Origin of the sequence: Thalassomonas sp. RHCl1 (genome assembly GCF_947387555.1) — a bacterium.
Lineage (GTDB): Bacteria > Pseudomonadota > Gammaproteobacteria > Enterobacterales > Alteromonadaceae > Thalassomonas.
In genome coordinates, this window is the sequence record NZ_CANDNZ010000001.1 from 276,797 (window position 1) to 293,949 (window position 17,153).

General features: G+C 47.0%; 17 protein-coding genes. 5 read left to right on the forward strand and 12 right to left on the reverse strand.

The genetic code is table 11. The features are described 5' to 3' along the window. Positions 1-22 precede the first annotated feature (22 nt). From napA to napE, 4 genes are read right to left on the reverse strand one after another with little or no spacing between them, the layout of a single operon-like run. Positions 23-2,521, reverse strand: a complete 2,499-nt coding sequence (napA, locus tag QL234_RS01305) for a nitrate reductase catalytic subunit NapA (RefSeq protein ID WP_281556066.1) — start codon at positions 2,519-2,521, stop codon at positions 23-25. 10 nt (positions 2,522-2,531) lie between these two features. Next, positions 2,532-2,858 (reverse strand): chaperone NapD, encoded by a 327-nt coding sequence (locus QL234_RS01310; protein ID WP_084692893.1) that lies wholly within the window; start codon positions 2,856-2,858, stop codon positions 2,532-2,534. Continuing rightward, on the reverse strand, positions 2,848-3,375 hold the full coding sequence (napF, locus tag QL234_RS01315; RefSeq protein WP_281556067.1) for a ferredoxin-type protein NapF: 528 nt from the start codon (positions 3,373-3,375) through the stop codon (positions 2,848-2,850). The genes QL234_RS01310 and napF overlap by 11 nt, the downstream gene beginning before the upstream one ends. 10 nt (positions 3,376-3,385) lie before the next feature. Further along, positions 3,386-3,547 carry a periplasmic nitrate reductase, NapE protein gene (napE, locus tag QL234_RS01320; RefSeq protein ID WP_084692894.1) on the reverse strand — a complete coding sequence of 54 codons (162 nt, stop codon included), beginning with the start codon at positions 3,545-3,547 and terminating at the stop codon, positions 3,386-3,388. A gap of 289 nt (positions 3,548-3,836) precedes the next feature. Here napE and QL234_RS01325 point away from each other — a divergent pair, with 289 nt between their 5' ends. Next, positions 3,837-6,098 carry a GNAT family N-acetyltransferase gene (locus tag QL234_RS01325; protein WP_281556068.1) on the forward strand — a complete coding sequence of 754 codons (2,262 nt, stop codon included), beginning with the start codon at positions 3,837-3,839 and terminating at the stop codon, positions 6,096-6,098. A gap of 14 nt (positions 6,099-6,112) precedes the next feature. On the opposite strand, the gene QL234_RS01330 is transcribed toward QL234_RS01325, so the two are convergent. Both QL234_RS01330 and QL234_RS01335 read right to left on the reverse strand, forming a co-directional pair. Continuing rightward, the gene (locus QL234_RS01330) at positions 6,113-6,370 is read right to left on the reverse strand and encodes a hypothetical protein (RefSeq protein ID WP_281556069.1); all 258 of its coding nucleotides are present in this window, start codon (positions 6,368-6,370) and stop codon (positions 6,113-6,115) included. 13 nt (positions 6,371-6,383) lie between these two features. After that, positions 6,384-6,572, reverse strand: a complete 189-nt coding sequence (locus tag QL234_RS01335) for a hypothetical protein (RefSeq protein ID WP_281556070.1) — start codon at positions 6,570-6,572, stop codon at positions 6,384-6,386. 170 nt (positions 6,573-6,742) lie between these two features. On the opposite strand from QL234_RS01335, the gene QL234_RS01340 reads away from it, so the two are divergent. Further along, positions 6,743-7,624: an ABC transporter ATP-binding protein gene (locus tag QL234_RS01340; protein WP_281556071.1), complete on the forward strand. Its 882-nt coding sequence runs from the start codon at positions 6,743-6,745 to the stop codon at positions 7,622-7,624. A 19-nt stretch (positions 7,625-7,643) separates the two neighbouring features. Then, positions 7,644-8,648 (forward strand): ABC transporter permease, encoded by a 1,005-nt coding sequence (locus tag QL234_RS01345; RefSeq protein WP_281556072.1) that lies wholly within the window; start codon positions 7,644-7,646, stop codon positions 8,646-8,648. Positions 8,649-8,654: 6 nt separating this feature from the next. On the opposite strand, the gene QL234_RS01350 is transcribed toward QL234_RS01345, so the two are convergent. From QL234_RS01350 to tal, 5 genes are all read right to left on the reverse strand, one after another. After that, on the reverse strand, positions 8,655-9,443 hold the full coding sequence (locus tag QL234_RS01350) for an alpha/beta hydrolase (protein WP_281556073.1): 789 nt from the start codon (positions 9,441-9,443) through the stop codon (positions 8,655-8,657). Between the two features lie 264 nt (positions 9,444-9,707). After that, on the reverse strand, positions 9,708-10,211 hold the full coding sequence (locus QL234_RS01355; protein ID WP_281556074.1) for a hypothetical protein: 504 nt from the start codon (positions 10,209-10,211) through the stop codon (positions 9,708-9,710). Between the two features lie 181 nt (positions 10,212-10,392). After that, entirely contained in the window at positions 10,393-10,704 is a 312-nt protein-coding gene (locus QL234_RS01360; RefSeq protein ID WP_281556075.1) for an EthD family reductase, read from the reverse strand. A gap of 279 nt (positions 10,705-10,983) precedes the next feature. Beyond that, on the reverse strand, positions 10,984-11,154 hold the full coding sequence (locus QL234_RS01365; RefSeq protein ID WP_281556076.1) for a DUF3545 family protein: 171 nt from the start codon (positions 11,152-11,154) through the stop codon (positions 10,984-10,986). Positions 11,155-11,313: 159 nt separating this feature from the next. Beyond that, positions 11,314-12,267, reverse strand: coding sequence for a transaldolase (tal, locus tag QL234_RS01370; RefSeq protein ID WP_281556077.1), 954 nt, complete (start codon positions 12,265-12,267; stop codon positions 11,314-11,316). A 305-nt stretch (positions 12,268-12,572) separates the two neighbouring features. Between tal and yaaA the strand changes: the two genes are divergently transcribed. Further along, entirely contained in the window at positions 12,573-13,346 is a 774-nt protein-coding gene (gene yaaA, locus QL234_RS01375) for a peroxide stress protein YaaA (protein WP_281556078.1), read from the forward strand. A gap of 200 nt (positions 13,347-13,546) precedes the next feature. Further along, complete coding sequence (locus QL234_RS01380) at positions 13,547-13,849, forward strand: hypothetical protein (RefSeq protein WP_281556079.1); 303 nt, start codon at positions 13,547-13,549, stop codon at positions 13,847-13,849. Here QL234_RS01380 and QL234_RS01385 read toward each other — a convergent pair. After that, positions 13,836-16,997 (reverse strand): SPOR domain-containing protein, encoded by a 3,162-nt coding sequence (locus QL234_RS01385; protein ID WP_281556080.1) that lies wholly within the window; start codon positions 16,995-16,997, stop codon positions 13,836-13,838. The genes QL234_RS01380 and QL234_RS01385 overlap by 14 nt on opposite strands. Positions 16,998-17,153: the final 156 nt, after the last annotated feature.

Below are 17,153 nucleotides of genomic sequence, written 5' to 3' on the forward strand. Positions count from 1 at the left end.
CAAATTCTTCATGATAGCTCTCCTAAACCTTAACCACTTTAACGGCGCATTTTTTATAGTCGGTTTCTTTTGATAACGGATCTGTGGCGTCTAAGGTCAATTTATTCACCAGGCGTCCGGCATCAAAGAAAGCCATGTAGACCAAACCTTTAGGTGGCTTGTTACGGCCACGGGTTTCGACCCGGGTTTGTACTTCGCCGCGGCGTGAAACGATATTCACCAAATCTCCCCGGCGCATGTTGCGTTTTTTCGCATCATCCGGGTGCATATAAACCACGGCATCCGGCATGGATTTATACAGCTCCGGTACCCGCTGGGTCATAGAGCCGGTATGCCAGTGCTCCAGTACCCGGCCGGTGGACAGCCACAGGTCATATTCTTCATCCGGAGATTCGGCTGCCGGCTCGTAGGGCAGGGCGAAAATTACCGCTCTGCCGTCGGGCTTGCCGTAGAATTCGAAGTCTTTACCCGGTTTGACATAAGGATCTGAACCTTCTTTAAAGCGCCACAGGGTTTCCTTACCGTCCACTACCGGCCAGCGTAAGCCGCGAACCTGATGGTAAGTATCATACGGGGCAAGGTCATGGGCTTTGCCGCGACCGAAAGCGGCATATTCTTCAAACAAACCTTTTTGCAGGTAGAAACCGAAATCTCTTGATTCCTGGTTCAGGCGATCTTCGGGGATCTCGTTCAGAGGGTATTGATTGACCTTATCGTTTTTATACAGGATGTCGTATAAGGTTTTGCCCCGGTATTCTGGTTTCTTGGCTATTAACTCTTCCGGCCAGACTTCTTCGACTTTAAAGCGTTTGGAGAATTCCACCAATTGCCATAGATCAGACTTTGCTTCGCCCGGCGCCTGCACCATCTGGTACCAGGCCTGAGTCCGGCGTTCGGCATTGCCGTAAACCCCTTCTTTTTCCACCCACATGGCGGTAGGTAAGATCAGGTCGGCGGCCTGGGCGCTGACGGTCGGATAAGGGTCGGATACAACGATAAAGTTTTCCGGGTTACGGTAACCGGGGTAGATTTCTTCGTTGATATTGGCCCCTGCCTGCATATTGTTGGTACATTGGGTCCAGTAGAAGTTTAATTTACCGTCTTTAAGCATACGGTTTTGCAGTACCGCATGGTAACCGGGTTTCGGCGGAATGGTGCCGTCCGGCAATTGCCAGATTTTTTCCGCCATTTTGCGGTGTTTGGGGTTTTTAACCACCATGTCGGCAGGCAGGCGATGGGCAAAGGTGCCCACTTCGCGTGCGGTACCACAGGCCGAAGGCTGACCGGTTAAGGAGAACGGGCTGTTACCCGGGGTAGAGATCTTGCCGGTCAACAGGTGAATATTGTACACCAGATTGTTGGCCCAGACGCCGCGGGTATGCTGGTTAAAGCCCATGGTCCAGAACGAGCAGACCTTGGTTTTCGGATCGGCATATAACTCGGCCAGGGCTTTAAGTTTATGCTCGGGTACACCGGATAACTTGGAAGTATATTCCAGGGTGTAGGTGCTGACAAATTTGGCATATTCTTCAAAGTTAATGGCTTTGGAGCTGCCTTTGGTTTTGCCGTTGTTTTTCGCTTTCTGCTCCAGCGGGTGCTCCGGACGAAGGCCGTAGCCGATATCGGTTTCACCTAAACGGAAGTTAGTGTGTTTGTTGACAAAGTCATGGTTGACCCGGCCGGTTTCGATAATGTAGTGGGCGATGTAGTTCAGAATCGCCAGATCCGTTTGCGGCGTGAAGATCATGCCGTTGTCTGCCAGTTCAAAACTGCGGTGCTCGTAAGTGGACAGGACATGTACTTTAACGTGCGGCGCACTTAACCGGCGGTCGGTGATCCGGGTCCATAAAATGGGGTGCATTTCCGCCATATTCGAGCCCCACAGCACCATGGCATCTGTGGCTTCCATATCGTCGTAACAGCCCATGGGCTCGTCGATACCAAAAGTACGCATAAAGCCGCCCACAGCCGACGCCATACAGTGGCGGGCATTGGGATCTATGTTATTGCTGCGAAAACCGGCTTTCATCAGTTTTACCGCGGCATAACCTTCGGGTACCGTCCACTGGCCGGAGCCGAACATACCGATGGAGGTAGGACCTTTGGCCTTTAATGCAGCCTTGGTTTTTTCTTCCATGATGTCAAAGGCGCGCTTCCAGGAAATAGGGGCAAATTCACCATCTTTATGGAACTCGCCGTTTTTCATGCGCAGCAGCGGCGTGGTCAGACGGTCTTTACCGTACATGATCTTGGAAAGGAAATAACCTTTAACACAGTTAAGGCCTTTATTGACCGGTGATTTAATATCACCGTGGGTAGCAACCACTTTGCCGTCCATTACCCCGACATTGACACTACAGCCAGTGCCGCAAAAACGACACGGGGCCTTGTCCCATTTGAGTTTGGTAATATCACTGCTGGTGATTAAATTGGATGCGGCAGCGGGTACTGAAACCCCGGCTACGGCAGCGGCCGCAGCAACAGCATTTGCTTTGATAAATTCTCGGCGGTTAATCGTCATTGGCCTCACCTTATATCGCTTGGTTAGTTTCGGGCAAAAATTGATGATATACCGGCGCCAGGTTATAGAGGCCGGTATGGTATTTTAGGGTGTCGATCTTTTGTCCGATTCCTTTCTGACTAAAGTCCTCAATAGTAAACACTATTTTTCCTTCCGGACTTACGGCATGGATTTCGGCACCCTGGATTTGTTTTATTTGTTGTTTTACATCATCAAGCTGGGTCACTACGGCATGTGCGACAAAGCTGGCAACATGATATTCCCCACTTGGTTCGGGACTATCCGGTGCGTAGTGATTAACGCCACCTTTGTCGTTGATTAAGGTATTATCTGGCATTGGCTGCCTCGCTGATAAAAGTAAAAGAGAGTGAGTCTTGCGGGCACGTGGCAATACAGGCGCCACATTGCGTGCAGTCGTCAAGATTCAATTCCGGTTTGGCGATGCTGGTATCTTGATAGCGAAAGGTGATGGCCCGGGTCTCACAGACATCCTGGCAGCTGCGGCAATAAATCTCATTTTTGGCCAGGCATTTGTTGTTAATGCCAAGGGTTACCGGCCAGGGCGTTTCCAGCCCTGAGTCTATTTGTGCCTGCGGCTTAAATAACGGCTTTTCGCAGCTTTGGATACATTGCTGGCAAAAAGTGCATTCACCTTTGGAGAAATCTATCTTGGGAAAGCCTTGTTCATCCTGGACGATGATTTGTGTTTCACAGCTTTTGATGCAATCCTGGCATTGGTCGCAACCGCTGGTAAACACCGCTTCGCTAATAACCCAGGGCAACCTCTGCTCGGGTTTATGGCTCAGCTTTCCTCTAAATAACCGGCGCCTTGCCGGGTTTTCTAAACGGTCCATTTCGGTTGCCTTATGCTCCCGGCGGTCCGAATAATATTTGGCTGATCCAGACCATAAATCCGAAGCCGCCGACAATAATGACCGACAAGATTGGCGCTAAAAAGACCGCCAGAAAAACGAAGGTGTTTCGTTCATGATTCTTTTGTAATTCAGCAGAGTTAGGCTCATTCATGATGTGCTCGTATATTGATTTGTAGTCAAGGTTATTGTGCCAGTTCCTTGGGGGAAGGAATTGATCAGGATCAACGAATACTCAATAGCCACTAACATAATGGGGTTTTTATATTGAGTGGTTGTTTTTTGAACTGTGAAGCGATTTTTTGAGTTTATTTAACATAGTTAAGGCTGTAAGGCATAGTGAAATCACATTAAGCATAGATTAATTTTGTACTTTGGTTCAGCTTTTTGTGCCCGGTTGGTACACTTGCCTTTTCTTCCATGTTTCAAATAATGAGTAAGCTGTGCAGAGCAATAATCCCGAGGCCTTTATATCCTGGTTAAAACCTTATATGCAGCAGGCATTTAGAGCCGGACAACGACGCTTAGTAGTTTTGGCAGGGGAGAGTGATTGGGCGTTTTCTCTGTTAAAGAGCCTGCCTATTTTCCCTGTTAAAAAACCGGAAAAAGCTCTCGAGGAAAAACAGCTGCCAGCCAAGGCTGACTGGCTTATTTACAGTGATAATCCGGGTGGGATGTCATCGTTAGTTCCTCAAGGCGCAGCGAGCATCATATCCGTCGACCGTAAAAATTACCGCCACCATTTAGGCACGGAAAATACTTATTTGCTGTTTGATGGCAGTGAAAGTGATGATGATTTTAATATTGATGCGCTGGCTGCCTTATCCGGCACCCTGGTAGCCGGTGGGCTATTATTCCTGTTATGGCCGCAGGATAAGGAATTTTCTTCTGTGACCAAAAGCGTCTTTTTGCAAAGATTTTTCCGGGAATTGCTCGCTGATGAGTTGGCCTGTATCCTCGAACAGGGAAAAGCACTGCCACCAGTCCCTGAGCTTGATTTTGAGCGTCCGGTACTAGAGAACTTGCCTTTAGGCTGTAAAACATCTGAGCAGGTTACTGCGGTACAAAAGATCATCAAGGTGGTTAAGGGGCACAGGAACCGGCCTTTGGTATTAACAGCCGATCGGGGCAGGGGTAAATCGTCGGCACTGGCAATTGCCGCTGCCGAACTGTTAACAAATGCCGCTAACGGCGCCGAGAAAATACGTATAGGGATCACCGCTCCGCATTTACAGGCCTGTGAGATTTTTTTTCAGCAGTTAAAAGCCTCCTTGCCGGGGGCGGAATTCTCCCGCGGACGCTGCGTGCATCCTCATGGCGAGATTGAATTTTTACCTGTGGATGTGCTGTTGCACCACCATCCAGTTAAACTGGGCTTATTGCTGGTGGATGAAGCGGCGGCGATCCCGGTTTATCTGCTGCAAAAATTGCTGGCTTCATACCACCGCATGGTTTTTTCAACCACAGTACATGGCTATGAAGGGGCCGGACGGGGTTTTACTCTCAAGTTCCGAAAAACCTTAAAACAGCACACCCCCCAATATCAGGCTTTTCATATACATCAGCCTATTCGCTGGGCCGAAGATGATCCCCTCGAAGCCTTTATTTTCAAGGGTTGCTTATTAAAAGCGGCCTTAGCTGATATCGACAATAGTGCTCTGCCGTCCCCGGAAAATTTGCTTATACAGCAAGGGGAGAACAAGACGGAATTTCTTCAGTTAAAACCCGAGGACTTATTGGCTGATGAAGCCCTGCTGGAACAGGTCTTTGCCGTATTGGTGACGGCACATTATCAAACCAAACCCGGCGATTTGAAAATGTTATTGGATAATGCCCGGCTACGGATGTTTTGCCTGAAATGCCGGGGGCAGGTAATTGCCGTGTCCTTATTGATGCTCGAAGGCAAGGCCGGGCAGGAAGACATTGAGGCGGTGAAAAATTCACAGCGCAGGTTAAGGGATCAATTTATTCCGCAATCCCTGTTAAGCCATAATGGTGTCGATAACGCCTTTGATTACAGCTATTTAAGAATTATGCGTATTGCCGTGCATCCTATGTGCCAGCAACAGGGGTTAGGCAGCCATTTGCTAAGCTGTCTGGAGCAATACGGGCAAAGCCAACAGATAGATTTTATCGGCTCCAGTTTTGGTGCTAATAGCCGGTTATTGTCATTCTGGCTTGAAGGGGGTTATCAGCTGGCGAGGATGGGCTTTACCCCGGATGCCGCCAGCGGCGAGCATTCCGCCCTGGTGCTTAAAGCACTTAACCGTGACAGCAGGGCATTGCAGCAGGAGATTCACCAGCAGTTTTATCGCAGTTTTGAGCATTTACTGCTCGATGAATACCAGCACTTGCCGGTGAGTCTGATTTCCTTGATCTTGCAGCATTGTCCTCAGAGCTTTTTGCCTGAACTGAGCGATTTTGACCGGCGCACGGTGGCGGCTTTTGCCGCGAAACAAAGGTTATACAGCAGCTGTGTTTACAGCCTGCATTTATGGCTGAGAGCTGTTCTTGCCAAAGCCGCTGCAAAAAAAGCAGCAAACACAGACCTGGACCTTTACCCGTTAATCAGCCGTATCTTGTGTAAACACAGTATCAGCCAGGTGTGCCGTCAGTATGGTTTTACCGGGAAAAAAGCATTAAACCAGCACTTGGTTAGCCAGGTACAGCAAGTATTGAGTCAAAAGGGCTTATCAGGGGATTAAGGGTTTTGCTTTAGTTACTCGTGATAGTCGGTATTTTCTATCAGCCACAGCCAGTATTTGTGCATACAAAAGTAATCACAGCGTTTATCGGGAGCCTGAATGATATCTTCATGCTTCATCAAGCGGCTGACGTAATAGAGGATCACTTTTGCCAGCGAACGGCTCGGGTAGTCGCTATAGGTGGAAGTCAGTACCTTTAACCAGTCCTCCAGCCGGGTAAATTCGGCTGACATCAGGGGGGATTGAACCGGGTTGTTGTTGCTCTTGTTCATATACTTTTCCTTTTTATCCGTCGGCTTCCATTAAGCTGCAGTTGAGTAAAGATTGCCAGAGGACTTGCTTGGCGTTTTTATCCAGGCATTTGCATTCATCGCAGTGCAAAACCCCGCTGATGATTAACCGGGCAAGCAGGCAGCCGGATAATTCCACCTGTGCTTTTTCCGGGATAAATTCGTTGTATGCGAGTGATTCCATGATTACTTTTCCTCCGGGTCAATATGCTGATGTTGTAAAAATAGAATATCCTGCACATAAATGCAAATGATAATTGTTATCATTTGTTGGTTTTTATAAAAAAACTTGATAAAAAACAAGGTGAGCAGACTAGTATTTAAAGCATGGCAACTTGATGGATAAGTAAGGCTATGCAGGTGGTGATCAGTGTTGAGCAGCTGACAAAAAGCTACGGTGAAGTACTGGCCGTCGACAATATCAGTTTTGCTATCAGGCGCGGGCACTGTTTTGGATTGCTTGGCCCCAATGGTGCCGGGAAAACCACCACCATAGAAATCATGGAAGGTATTATCTCTCCTACCCGGGGGCAGGTGAACTACCAGGGGCTGCTTAACGGCTGTGATATCAGTCACCAAATCGGCATCCAGTTTCAGCATACCGCCTTACAGGATTATTTAACGGTGAAGGAGACCCTGGAACTATTTGCCGCTTTTTACCGCCAGACCTTGGCGCAGGATCATTTAATCGAACTGTGTGACTTAAAAGAATTTCTTCACCGGGATAACCGCTCCCTTTCCGGCGGGCAAAGGCAACGGCTGTTGCTGGCGCTGGCGCTGGTTAATGATCCCAGCATTGTTTTTCTGGATGAACCCACCACCGGGCTGGATCCCCAGGCACGGCGAAATTTCTGGCAACTGCTGAAAAATATCAAAGGGGAAAATAAAACCCTGGTGCTGACCACACATTATATGGATGAAGCCGAGCAGCTTTGCGATGAAATTGTGGTGATGGATCACGGACGTATCATCGAAAGCGGCACCCCGCAGTATTTGCTCGGCAAACACTTTGATGAAATTTTTATTTATTTGCCGCAACGGCAGGTCAGCCCTGATTTGATTGAGCAGCATCATTGGCGGTTACTTGGCGACAGGGTGGAAATTACCAGCAAAAATGTTGAGCAGACACTAGCCTTGTTAATAGCAAGCCGGGTTTCACTGGAAGGTTTACATGTTAAGTCGGCGAATTTAGATGATTTGTTTTTAAAGCTAACCGGGCATTCCCTGAGGGTGTGATATCCGGCTGAGGTAATCAATGGATATAAAGCGGTTTTATGCGGTATTTAAGGCACGTAACATAGAATTTTTCCGTGATAAATCTTCCCTGAGCTGGAATCTGATTTTTCCTGTGCTGCTGCTGGTGGGCTTGTCTTTTATTTTCTCCGGAGACGGGCGGGCGGTATATAAGGTGGGGGTGATGGATTTAGCGCAAGTGCAATCCCCCTTTGTCGAGACCCGCTATATCGATTTTATTAATTATCACCGGCTGGAAATGGCCAAAAAGAAGTTATCCCAGCATCATATCGATCTGCTTATCGACTTTGCCGGGAAAAGCTATTGGATCAACGAGCAGTCGCCGAAAAGTTATTTGGCGGAGAAAATTTTTCTGTCCTCGCAAAAACACTTCGCCCGGAGGCAGGCGAGCGGCAAACAGATACGTTATGTTGACTGGGTATTGCCGGGGATCCTGGGTATGAACATGATGTTCAGTTGTTTATTCGGGGTGGGTTATGTGATTGTGCGTTACCGGAAAAACCTGGTGTTAAAGCGCCTTAAAGCAACACCGCTTTCGGCCTTTGAGTTTGTTTGTGCCCAGTTGTTATCCCGGCTGTTTATCGTGATGCTGATGTCTGTGGTGATCTATGCCGGCTGTAATGTCTTTTTTGATTTTTACATGTCGGGCAGTTATTTCGATCTTTTGCTGATAGGTATCTTGGGGGGCTTTAGCCTGATCACTCTGGCTCTGCTGATGTCCAGTCGCAGTAGAAGTGAAGAGCTGGTGGGGGGCCTGCTGAACATGACCTCCTGGCCGATGATGTTATTATCCGGTGTCTGGTTCAGCCTGGAGGGAGCGCCTGAATTCCTGAAACGTTTTGCCGACTTTTTACCTTTGACCCACCTGGTTAAGGGGGCAAGGGAGGTGATCACCGAGGGCGCCTCGCTGGCGCAGATCAGTGATCACCTATTGGCGCTGGCGCTGATGAGCGCCGTTTTCTTATCCCTGGGAGCCTGGCTGTTTAGCTGGAATGGCGAGGGGTGAACGCTTTTATTGCCAGCCTTGAATAACCGACTCCACCAAGCGGGCGGTTTCTTCCGGCCGCTCCAGCGGAAACATATGCCCCGCCTTGCTGATGCGTTTGATTTGGATGTTATTGGTGCGGGCAAAACGTTTAAAGACAAAATGCGGATAAAGGTCGCTTTTTTCCCCGTAAATCAAGGCCGCCGGTACGGTCAATTTGTTTTTATAGCGCGACAAGTTGGTGGGCAGGTTGCGGAAAATGCCCGCTTCAATTTCCGGAGAAAAGTTCAATTCCAGGCGCTGGTTGCGCTCGGTAACACAGTGCCGGGCATAATCTTCCAGGCAGCGCTTGTCAAAGTGCCTGAATAGTTTTCGGTTGGCGAACTGGCTGGCCATATTGCTGCCGAGCGGCCAGTTATTCCTGCGTATTTCTGCCTTGCCTGCCGGGGTGACTTTATCGATAAAGCGGGTATTTTTCAGCAGTCCCATCAGGCTTGCCAGCGGCCCGGTCAGCACCGGGGGATCTAACATGATCAAACCCTTGAACAATTGCGGCTGCTGGCAGGCAGCCATATAAGAGAGCACACCGCCAAAAGAATGGCCGAGGCAGATCACCGGCTGTTTTTGGGCGCGGATATAGTCGAGTAATTCATCCACCAGGTTTTTCCAGTTGTTATCCAGCGGATATTTGGGGTTGTGCCCGTATTGCGGGTTTGCCACCAACTGATGGTCACTGGAGAAGCAATTAAAAAAAGTTTGATAGCTGGCGGCGGGAAAGCCGTTGGCGTGGACAAAATTGATAATGGTTGTGCTCATAAACAGATCTTTATTTTTTGCTAAAAGGCTTTTACTAAAGGTTATTATTAGCCGTTAATAACCGGTGCCGGAGATAATTAACCGCTGTCAAAGTATAGGTCAGGCTCCGGCGACTAAAAAGCTTTGACGGCGTACTGCTATTTTTCAGCATTTCCGTTAGCACTTAGGCTTTAAATCGCGCCGTAATGATGCTTTTATCCGGAAATAATTCAAACGTATGTTTGATTTATTATGAACCGCATCCGGAAGAAATGAAAGGGGGATTTACCGACTTTTCCCTGCAAAGTTTTCAATTAACCCTGCAAGTTGCACTATTTTTACGTTGGATAACTGACGGTAATCAAAATAGGGGCTGACGATGAGTCTTTTGCTCTCGTTGATGGCAAAGTCCTGGGATAGCCAATAGCAGTGCTCGGCGATGCCGATTTTAGCAGCATAGGTGCGTCCCATAATGATGCTGACATGCTCACTTTTATGACTGTTAAACTCAGGAGGGGAAAACAGCAGCGCCTGTTGGCTATGTGCCTGTAATAACTCTTCATCGCGAAATTGTTGCCAGCTGGCGGCACAGCCCGGATGTAATTGCTGCCATAACTTGGCATAGACATTAAAGATTTTTCGCCAATGGTTACCGGTTAAATCGGCAATGGTTTTGATCTCCCCCGGCTTCATCGCCGTAAGCGGGCTTAGCTCCCGGTATTGGGGCAGCGGGGGGATGTTTTCGATATAAACCTTAAGTACTGCATTGGCTGTGCCTAGACCTGTCATAAGGGGGGTTACCTGTTTGTTTATCTTGTGGGGCTTGCTACTTTATGGTGAAAATAAAGCCGTTGCAGCTATTATAAAGATTTTATTGCGTGCTTAGCCAGTGTTCGGGGACGTTGGGCTGAAGGGGGAGCAAAAACAGATTTTTTACTTCCCCTTGGCTTAGTTTGCCGTTTATCAAAAGTTACAGCTGAACCTTGCTGATCTGTATTTCCGGTTGGACATTGGTGTAGTTGGGGATATCGTTGAGGAGATCTTCTGCGTGAGGGGCAAACGCTTGCTGATACTTGGTCAGAGAGTCAAAATATAAGTGCCCCATCGCGATATATGGTGCTGATGCCTCCGGCTCTGCTCCACACAGACCGGATTCGACGGTGACTTTTTTACAGGCATTGCCGAGTTTTTCCTGCACCATAGGGATATGGCTGTTGCAATAATAATCGAGGTTGAATTCTGCCTGCTGGCTGTTGGGGTAGAGTACACTGACTTTGATCATCTTACTTCCTTATTCACTTTATTGATCCGTTGATGTTCAGCTAATTGTTTCCTGCACCGAGCTAAATCAGCTAAGGCGGTTAGGCTATACCCTTAGCGTATGAAAACCAAGTGTTTTCGGTTAATCGGGTAAGGTGTTTGCCTGCTTTTTATTGGCCAAATCTTCAATGATTAAAGCGATAATTACGACGGGAAGATATTAGCTAACCTGGCTGTATGGCTGAAATCAGGCAATAAAAAACCCGGTAGCTACCGGGTTTTTAAGTCAGGTTATTTGAGGTTAAAATTCATCTAGCATGTATTCTAGTGAATCCTCATATATCCTTAACTCTTTTTCTAAACGATATTTTTCTCTAAGTGTTTCGATTTCGCGCCACTTACGTTTTTTACCACTTGATTTGGCCTTAGGTTGTATATCTAATGAGTCCAAGACACTGTTACGTTTATCCATGAAAAGCTCCTCCTTCCAACAACTGCACCTTTTTAATATCACATCCAGATTGATATTAAAAACATTTTTTCAACAAAATTTGCTGAAAAAATGACTTTTTTAGCGGTGCAGATGCCGTAAACGCTTATCTGTCTTGGGCTTAGACCAAATTGAAAAAAATTACAGCAATTCGGCTAATTGTTGCTCAAGTTTATCCTGGTCAATGGCAAAGTTGCGGATCCCTTCGGATAATTTTTCCGTGGCCATGGCATCCTGGTTCATCATCCAGCGGAACTGATTTTCGGTTAATGCCGGCTCTGCTGCGGCTTTTTCCTGCTCAGGGTTAAGTTGCTGAACCACAGGCTCATTTGACTGGGCTAATTCATCCATCAATTGCGGGCTGATGGTTAAACGGTCACAACCGGCCAGGGCTAAAATTTCGCCGACGTTACGGAAGCTGGCGCCCATCACTACGGTGTTATAACCTTGAGCCTTGTAGTAGTTATAGATCTCGGTTACGGAAATGACGCCGGGATCTTCACTGGCGCTATAGTCGGTTTTACCTGTGCTGGCTTTATACCAGTCAAGGATACGGCCAACAAAAGGTGAGATCAGGTAAACACCGGCTTCGGCACAGGCACGGGCCTGGGCAAAGCTGAATAATAAGGTCAGGTTACAGTTAATGCCTTCTTTTTCCAGCTGTTCGGCGGCTTTAATGCCTTCCCAGGTCGAGGCGGCTTTGATCAGGATGCGGTCATTGCTGATGCCGGCTTCATTGTACATGGCCATCAGCTTTTTCGCTTTGGCTATAGTGCCTTGGGTATCAAAAGATAAGCGGGCATCCACTTCGGTAGAAATACGGCCCGGGACAATTTTTAAAATTTCGACACCAATCAATACCGATAATTTGTCGGCGGCATCCATGACTTGCTGTTTGGCATCATTTGATTGCTCTTTGGCCCAGTTAACCGCCTGCGTTAATAACTCCTGATAAGCCGGCAATGAAGCGGCTTTTAACAGCAGTGACGGATTGGTGGTAGCGTCTTGTGGTTGAAATTTGGCGATTGCTTCAATATCGCCGGTATCGGCCACTACTGTGGTCATTTGTTTTAACTGGGAAAGCTGGTTGCTCATGACATCTACCTTAAATTGGATCTTTTTTTAAAACGAAAGTTTAACCTGCTTATATTGAAAGAATATTACAACATATAAGCCAAGTCCGAGTGAAATTGTGACAGTATTTTGTTCAAATTACTATATGAAGCGGCCGATATCTGGCAAAATTTCACACTTTATTGTGTTAATTTACTCACTAATAGCCGACTAATATATATAAAGTTGACACCTGTGACAACTTTTATCCCTGTCTCTGCTATTTTCTTGATTTTATGCTGTGGTATAGTGGGCATAAATAACCTGATTAAAACTAAATATAGCTTATGTTACTTGTTGTCTCACCGGCCAAAAACCTGGACTTTGAATCCCCTTTACCGACAGATGTTTATACCCAGCCAGCTTTGCTGGAGTTTAGCCAGTCCCTGATTGATACCTGCGTTAAACTGACCCCGGCAGAAATTGCCTCCTTAATGAGTATCAGTGACAAGCTGGCGGGATTAAATGCCGCCCGTTTCAGCGAGTGGCAGCAGCCTTTTACCCCGGACAATGCCCGTCCCGCGGTACTGGCTTTTAACGGCGATGTTTACGGCGGTTTGGATGCAAATTCTTTCAGTCAGGAAGATTTTGATTTTGCCCAGCAGCATATGCGTATTTTGTCCGGTTTATACGGCTTGCTAAAACCGCTGGACCTGATGCAGGCCTACCGCCTGGAAATGGGTACCAAACTGGAAAACAGCAAAGGTAAAAATCTTTATCAGTTCTGGGATAATATTATCACCGAATCCTTAAATCAGGCGCTGGCGGCACAGGGGGATGATGTCTTGATCAACCTGGCTTCCAACGAATATTTTAAAGCGGTGAAAAAGAAAACATTGGCGGCGAAGGTGATCACTCCGGCTTTTAAAGACTGGAAAAACGGCCAGTATAAGATGATCAGTTTTTACGCCAAAAAAGCCCGTGGCCTGATGGCGCGTTATATTATTCAAAATCGGTTAACTGAAGTTGAACAGCTGAAAGGTTTTGATTTGGGCGGTTATCAATACAGTGAGGAATTCAGCAAAGGCAATGACTGGGTTTTTACTCGAAAAGAAGTTTAGTTATTCCCTCATGGCGGGCTGGTTGTTACCTGACTAACCAGCAAGCCTGCCGGAGAAAGCCCGGTAAGTCTTCTTTGCTACCTGGGATAAAGCCGTTAGTGCCAGCACTAACGGTTTTTTATTGTTTTCATTTCTTAGTTATTACCTGCGGTAATTGCTTGTCTATACTGAAAATACCGCCCCGCATTTTTGATAACATAATGAAATCATTAGTCCTTTATTTGTGCTTGTGCTTTGTTTTGTGCTTTTTTTATCCGGCTTATGGCGCATCCCAGACCTTTCGTGCCAGTGTTACTGCGGTGGATATACAAAAATATCCGCCAGAAATAACCTTGCTGGGAGCATATGATAAGTGTCGCTTGGTACGTGCTTTTAAAAAAGATCCTGAGCATTCTGCCTGTTATCTGTATCAAGATGAGCAACAACTTTGGGTGCTCAAGTCTTATGCCGCGATCTGTAAAACCCGGTGCGTGCATAAAGGGGCGGCAATTACAACGGACTAAGTTCCTGCTGCAATAGTGACCTTGCTCTCACCCTGGGTTTTTCCGGTGTTAGTGCGCTGTATTTTGCCAAAGTGCAGTTTTCACCATATTCATTATTGAAAGGGCCGGCAATAAAGCTGTAATAATTCTGTTCTTTTACCCGCCGTTTGGTGATGAGCAGTTGTTCCTGAAACAGTTTTTTGGGGTTGATTGAAGTAAAGGCGCGGTAAGAGGCCAGCTGGCAGAAATAACTTTTTTCAGTTGAATTTTTAATGATGTTATGGCTTTTTTTCAAGGCAATATCCAGATCCCGGAGGGTGTAAATATGATGCCAGTTGCTGCCTTGGTAGCGGTTGTCAGCCAAGAGCAAACTTTCTTTAAAAGGTGTCTGGGTGGCGACATCGGTTTTAACCGACTGGGCAAGCGATTTTGAAAGGTACGGGCCTGCGACTAAATAATAGCGCTGACGGTGTTGGTGATAATAAATCTGGACATCAAAATGCTCTGCCTGGAGCGGCATAACGGCACTGGCTATATCCCGGGCATTGGCGAACGCGCCGAGCTGAATATAAAATTCACCCTTATCATCATCGGTCAGCTGTGTGTTGTTTTGCCCGGTGATATATTGTTGATCGGCCAATAAAATGTCGTCAAGCACTATGGCATCTCCCATCTCTGGGGCGATGATTTTGTTGGGTAAATTCAGGATCTCAAGTTGTTGCTCGCTGATCAGCTCTGAATTGACCGACAAACGGTATTGGCCCGGGGGGATTTTAGAAAAGACGAAATAGCCGTCAACTTCCGTCAGGGTTTGGGCGACTTGCTCGCCGGCGCTGTCGATTAAAGTCACGCTTTGATTGGCACTGGCACGGGTTTTACCTTTAATGCTTTGATAGATAGTGCCTTCAATATCATTGACGGCAACAACCGCCATATTGATATGGTTAATGCCGCCGTTATGGGTGTGGATCAGCACCTGATCCAGTTGTGCCTGCAAAAAGGGATCCGGTAAGGTTTGCTCTGAAATAGATAACTTTTGTCCGCCAAATGTGCTGGGTAACAGTACTTTTCCCTTAAGGTTGGTTTTGCGTGAACTCCATTTATGATGGCCGTTAAAACCTATATCTTGGAGCGGCTGCTCACCGTGATCAAAGATATTGTTGCGATTGCTGTCAATAAAGGCTGTTGCTTCAATAACACCGGCGTTAAGGGCTTGTGGCTGCAACCAGAGTAATTCGTTATTGGTATGATCATAACCCAGGGTGCCGCTGATCCCGAGAGACAGTTGCCAGTCACCCTGTTCATTTAAGCCTGAGGATAATTGAAAGTTATACTGCTTATGGCGGTAGGTAAAATTGTGGCTTAAGTTGTACTTAGTTGCCTGGTTGGGGTTATAACGCAGCTGGGTTTGATTATAGGTTTTAAGTTGCTGTGGCCAGCGAATATCGGTGCGGATCTGCTTGATTTCCTGGTTGGAAAACGGATACCAGTCAAGGGTTGTCGACAGGCGCCATTGTTCGAGGTTATATCCGAGAAATATTTGATGGCTAGTGCTTTGACTGCTGCCATCATCAAAGGAAAGGCTATTAGAGAGTGTACCTCGAGATAAGCGCTTGCTGAAACTTAAATTGGCGAAATTACGTGCCTTTCCGGCATTATCGACCTGGTGGCTAAGGCGGCTATTCCAGCCCAGGCCACCTAAATAATCTGTGGTGCCGTTAAGTTTGATGCTGGATCTTGATGTCAGCGCGTTATCGGCGTGTAGGGCGCTGACAAAGCGGTCAAAGTAACTGTGGTCGATTTTCAAGCGGACTTTTTCACTGAGGTTACCGGAAAAACCGGCAAAAAGCGCCGTTCCCTGTTCCAGATCTTTCGCCAGTTCGATATTGTAATCGCCACCGGCGGCTAGACCATGAAAGTTGCTCGAGAGATAATAATGGTCCCGGTTGTTTTCCCTGACATAATGTCCGTTGACATCCAGGGTAAAGTTGTCGCTTAAACCGTAACTGACACCTGTTTTTGCCGAACGTTCAACCCCGGAAGTGATCGCCGGATCCGGGCCGATAAAGCGTTGGTTGGCATCAACATACTCAAGCAGATAATTCCAGTTTCCCTGTTTGAGCAGATTACTGCCGACATTGATGCTTTGGCTACGGGTCTTTTGCTGTCCCTGCGGACCATAGAGCTTTATTTCGAACAAGTTATTACCGTAAAAAGTATCGACCTCATCAAAGACAATACGGTTGTCATCCCCGGCCTGTGCGGTAGCGACAAATTGGCCATTTCGATACAGCTCGGCCTCCCACCCGGGTAAGGCGGGCTCTTCTAAAGTAATAGTACTGAAGGAGCTGTTATAGGCAGGATTAGTGTTAGACAAGTGCAAACCTGCGCCAGAGGTTGCGTTATGAATTAATTCATCCCTTTGCGACTGGATATCGCCAAACTGGTAGCTGATGCCATGATCGGGATCATTTTCAAGGGGCAGGTCGATTTGCCGGGAGAACCTGAGAAATTGATTCGTGGTATCATTGTTTTGGTTAATGCGCAGCTGGGTGCTGTGGGCGAATAAGTCGAAAAAGCTGTTTAATCTTAGTTGGTCCGATGATTTTTTTGTTGCCGAATTATAACTATGTTTGAGGTTATAGGTCGTCGTGGGGTGGCTATAAAGGTGATAATTGTCGGCAACAACCAGATCCGGCAACCGGACAGTGTGTACTTTCGGCGTACGAACTTCCTGCGATGCTTTTTTTAAAATCGCCAGCGGGATGTCGGTTTGAAAGGAAATCTGTTGCAGGGAATAATCAAAGTGATATTCGCTGTTTAGCAACAGGTTCAATAGTCCGGCATCAAAGTAATGATCGAAATCATCACTGGTCCAGAAAAAAAGCCCCTGTTTATCTGAGGATTTATCCGCGGGCGCTGCCGCTGAAAGCACCGGCAAAGCATAGGGGATGTTATCGTCCAAGCTGTTGCCGTTTAGCTGGTTTTCATCAAGTTTTAGCGGTAATTTGAGTATATCCTGTAATACCGACAGAGGTAATAATAACTTTTGCTGAACTTGGTATATCTCCATATCAGCAGCAACCGACTGGCCGTTAAGACGCAAATTGACGATCAGTAACTGGTCATCGGTGACCGGCATGAAATAAAACGGCTTGTTTTCGAGCACGCCGGCCATTCCTTTTGCAAAAAGAAGCGAAAAACTTAAGATCATAACCTGCAAAGTGATGATCGACCAAGCTCTCACCGGTAAAGCTTTTACCGGTGAGAGCTTGAGCCTAAAGAGGTGCGCTATTATCGAGCTAAAATAGCGAAACATCAGCAT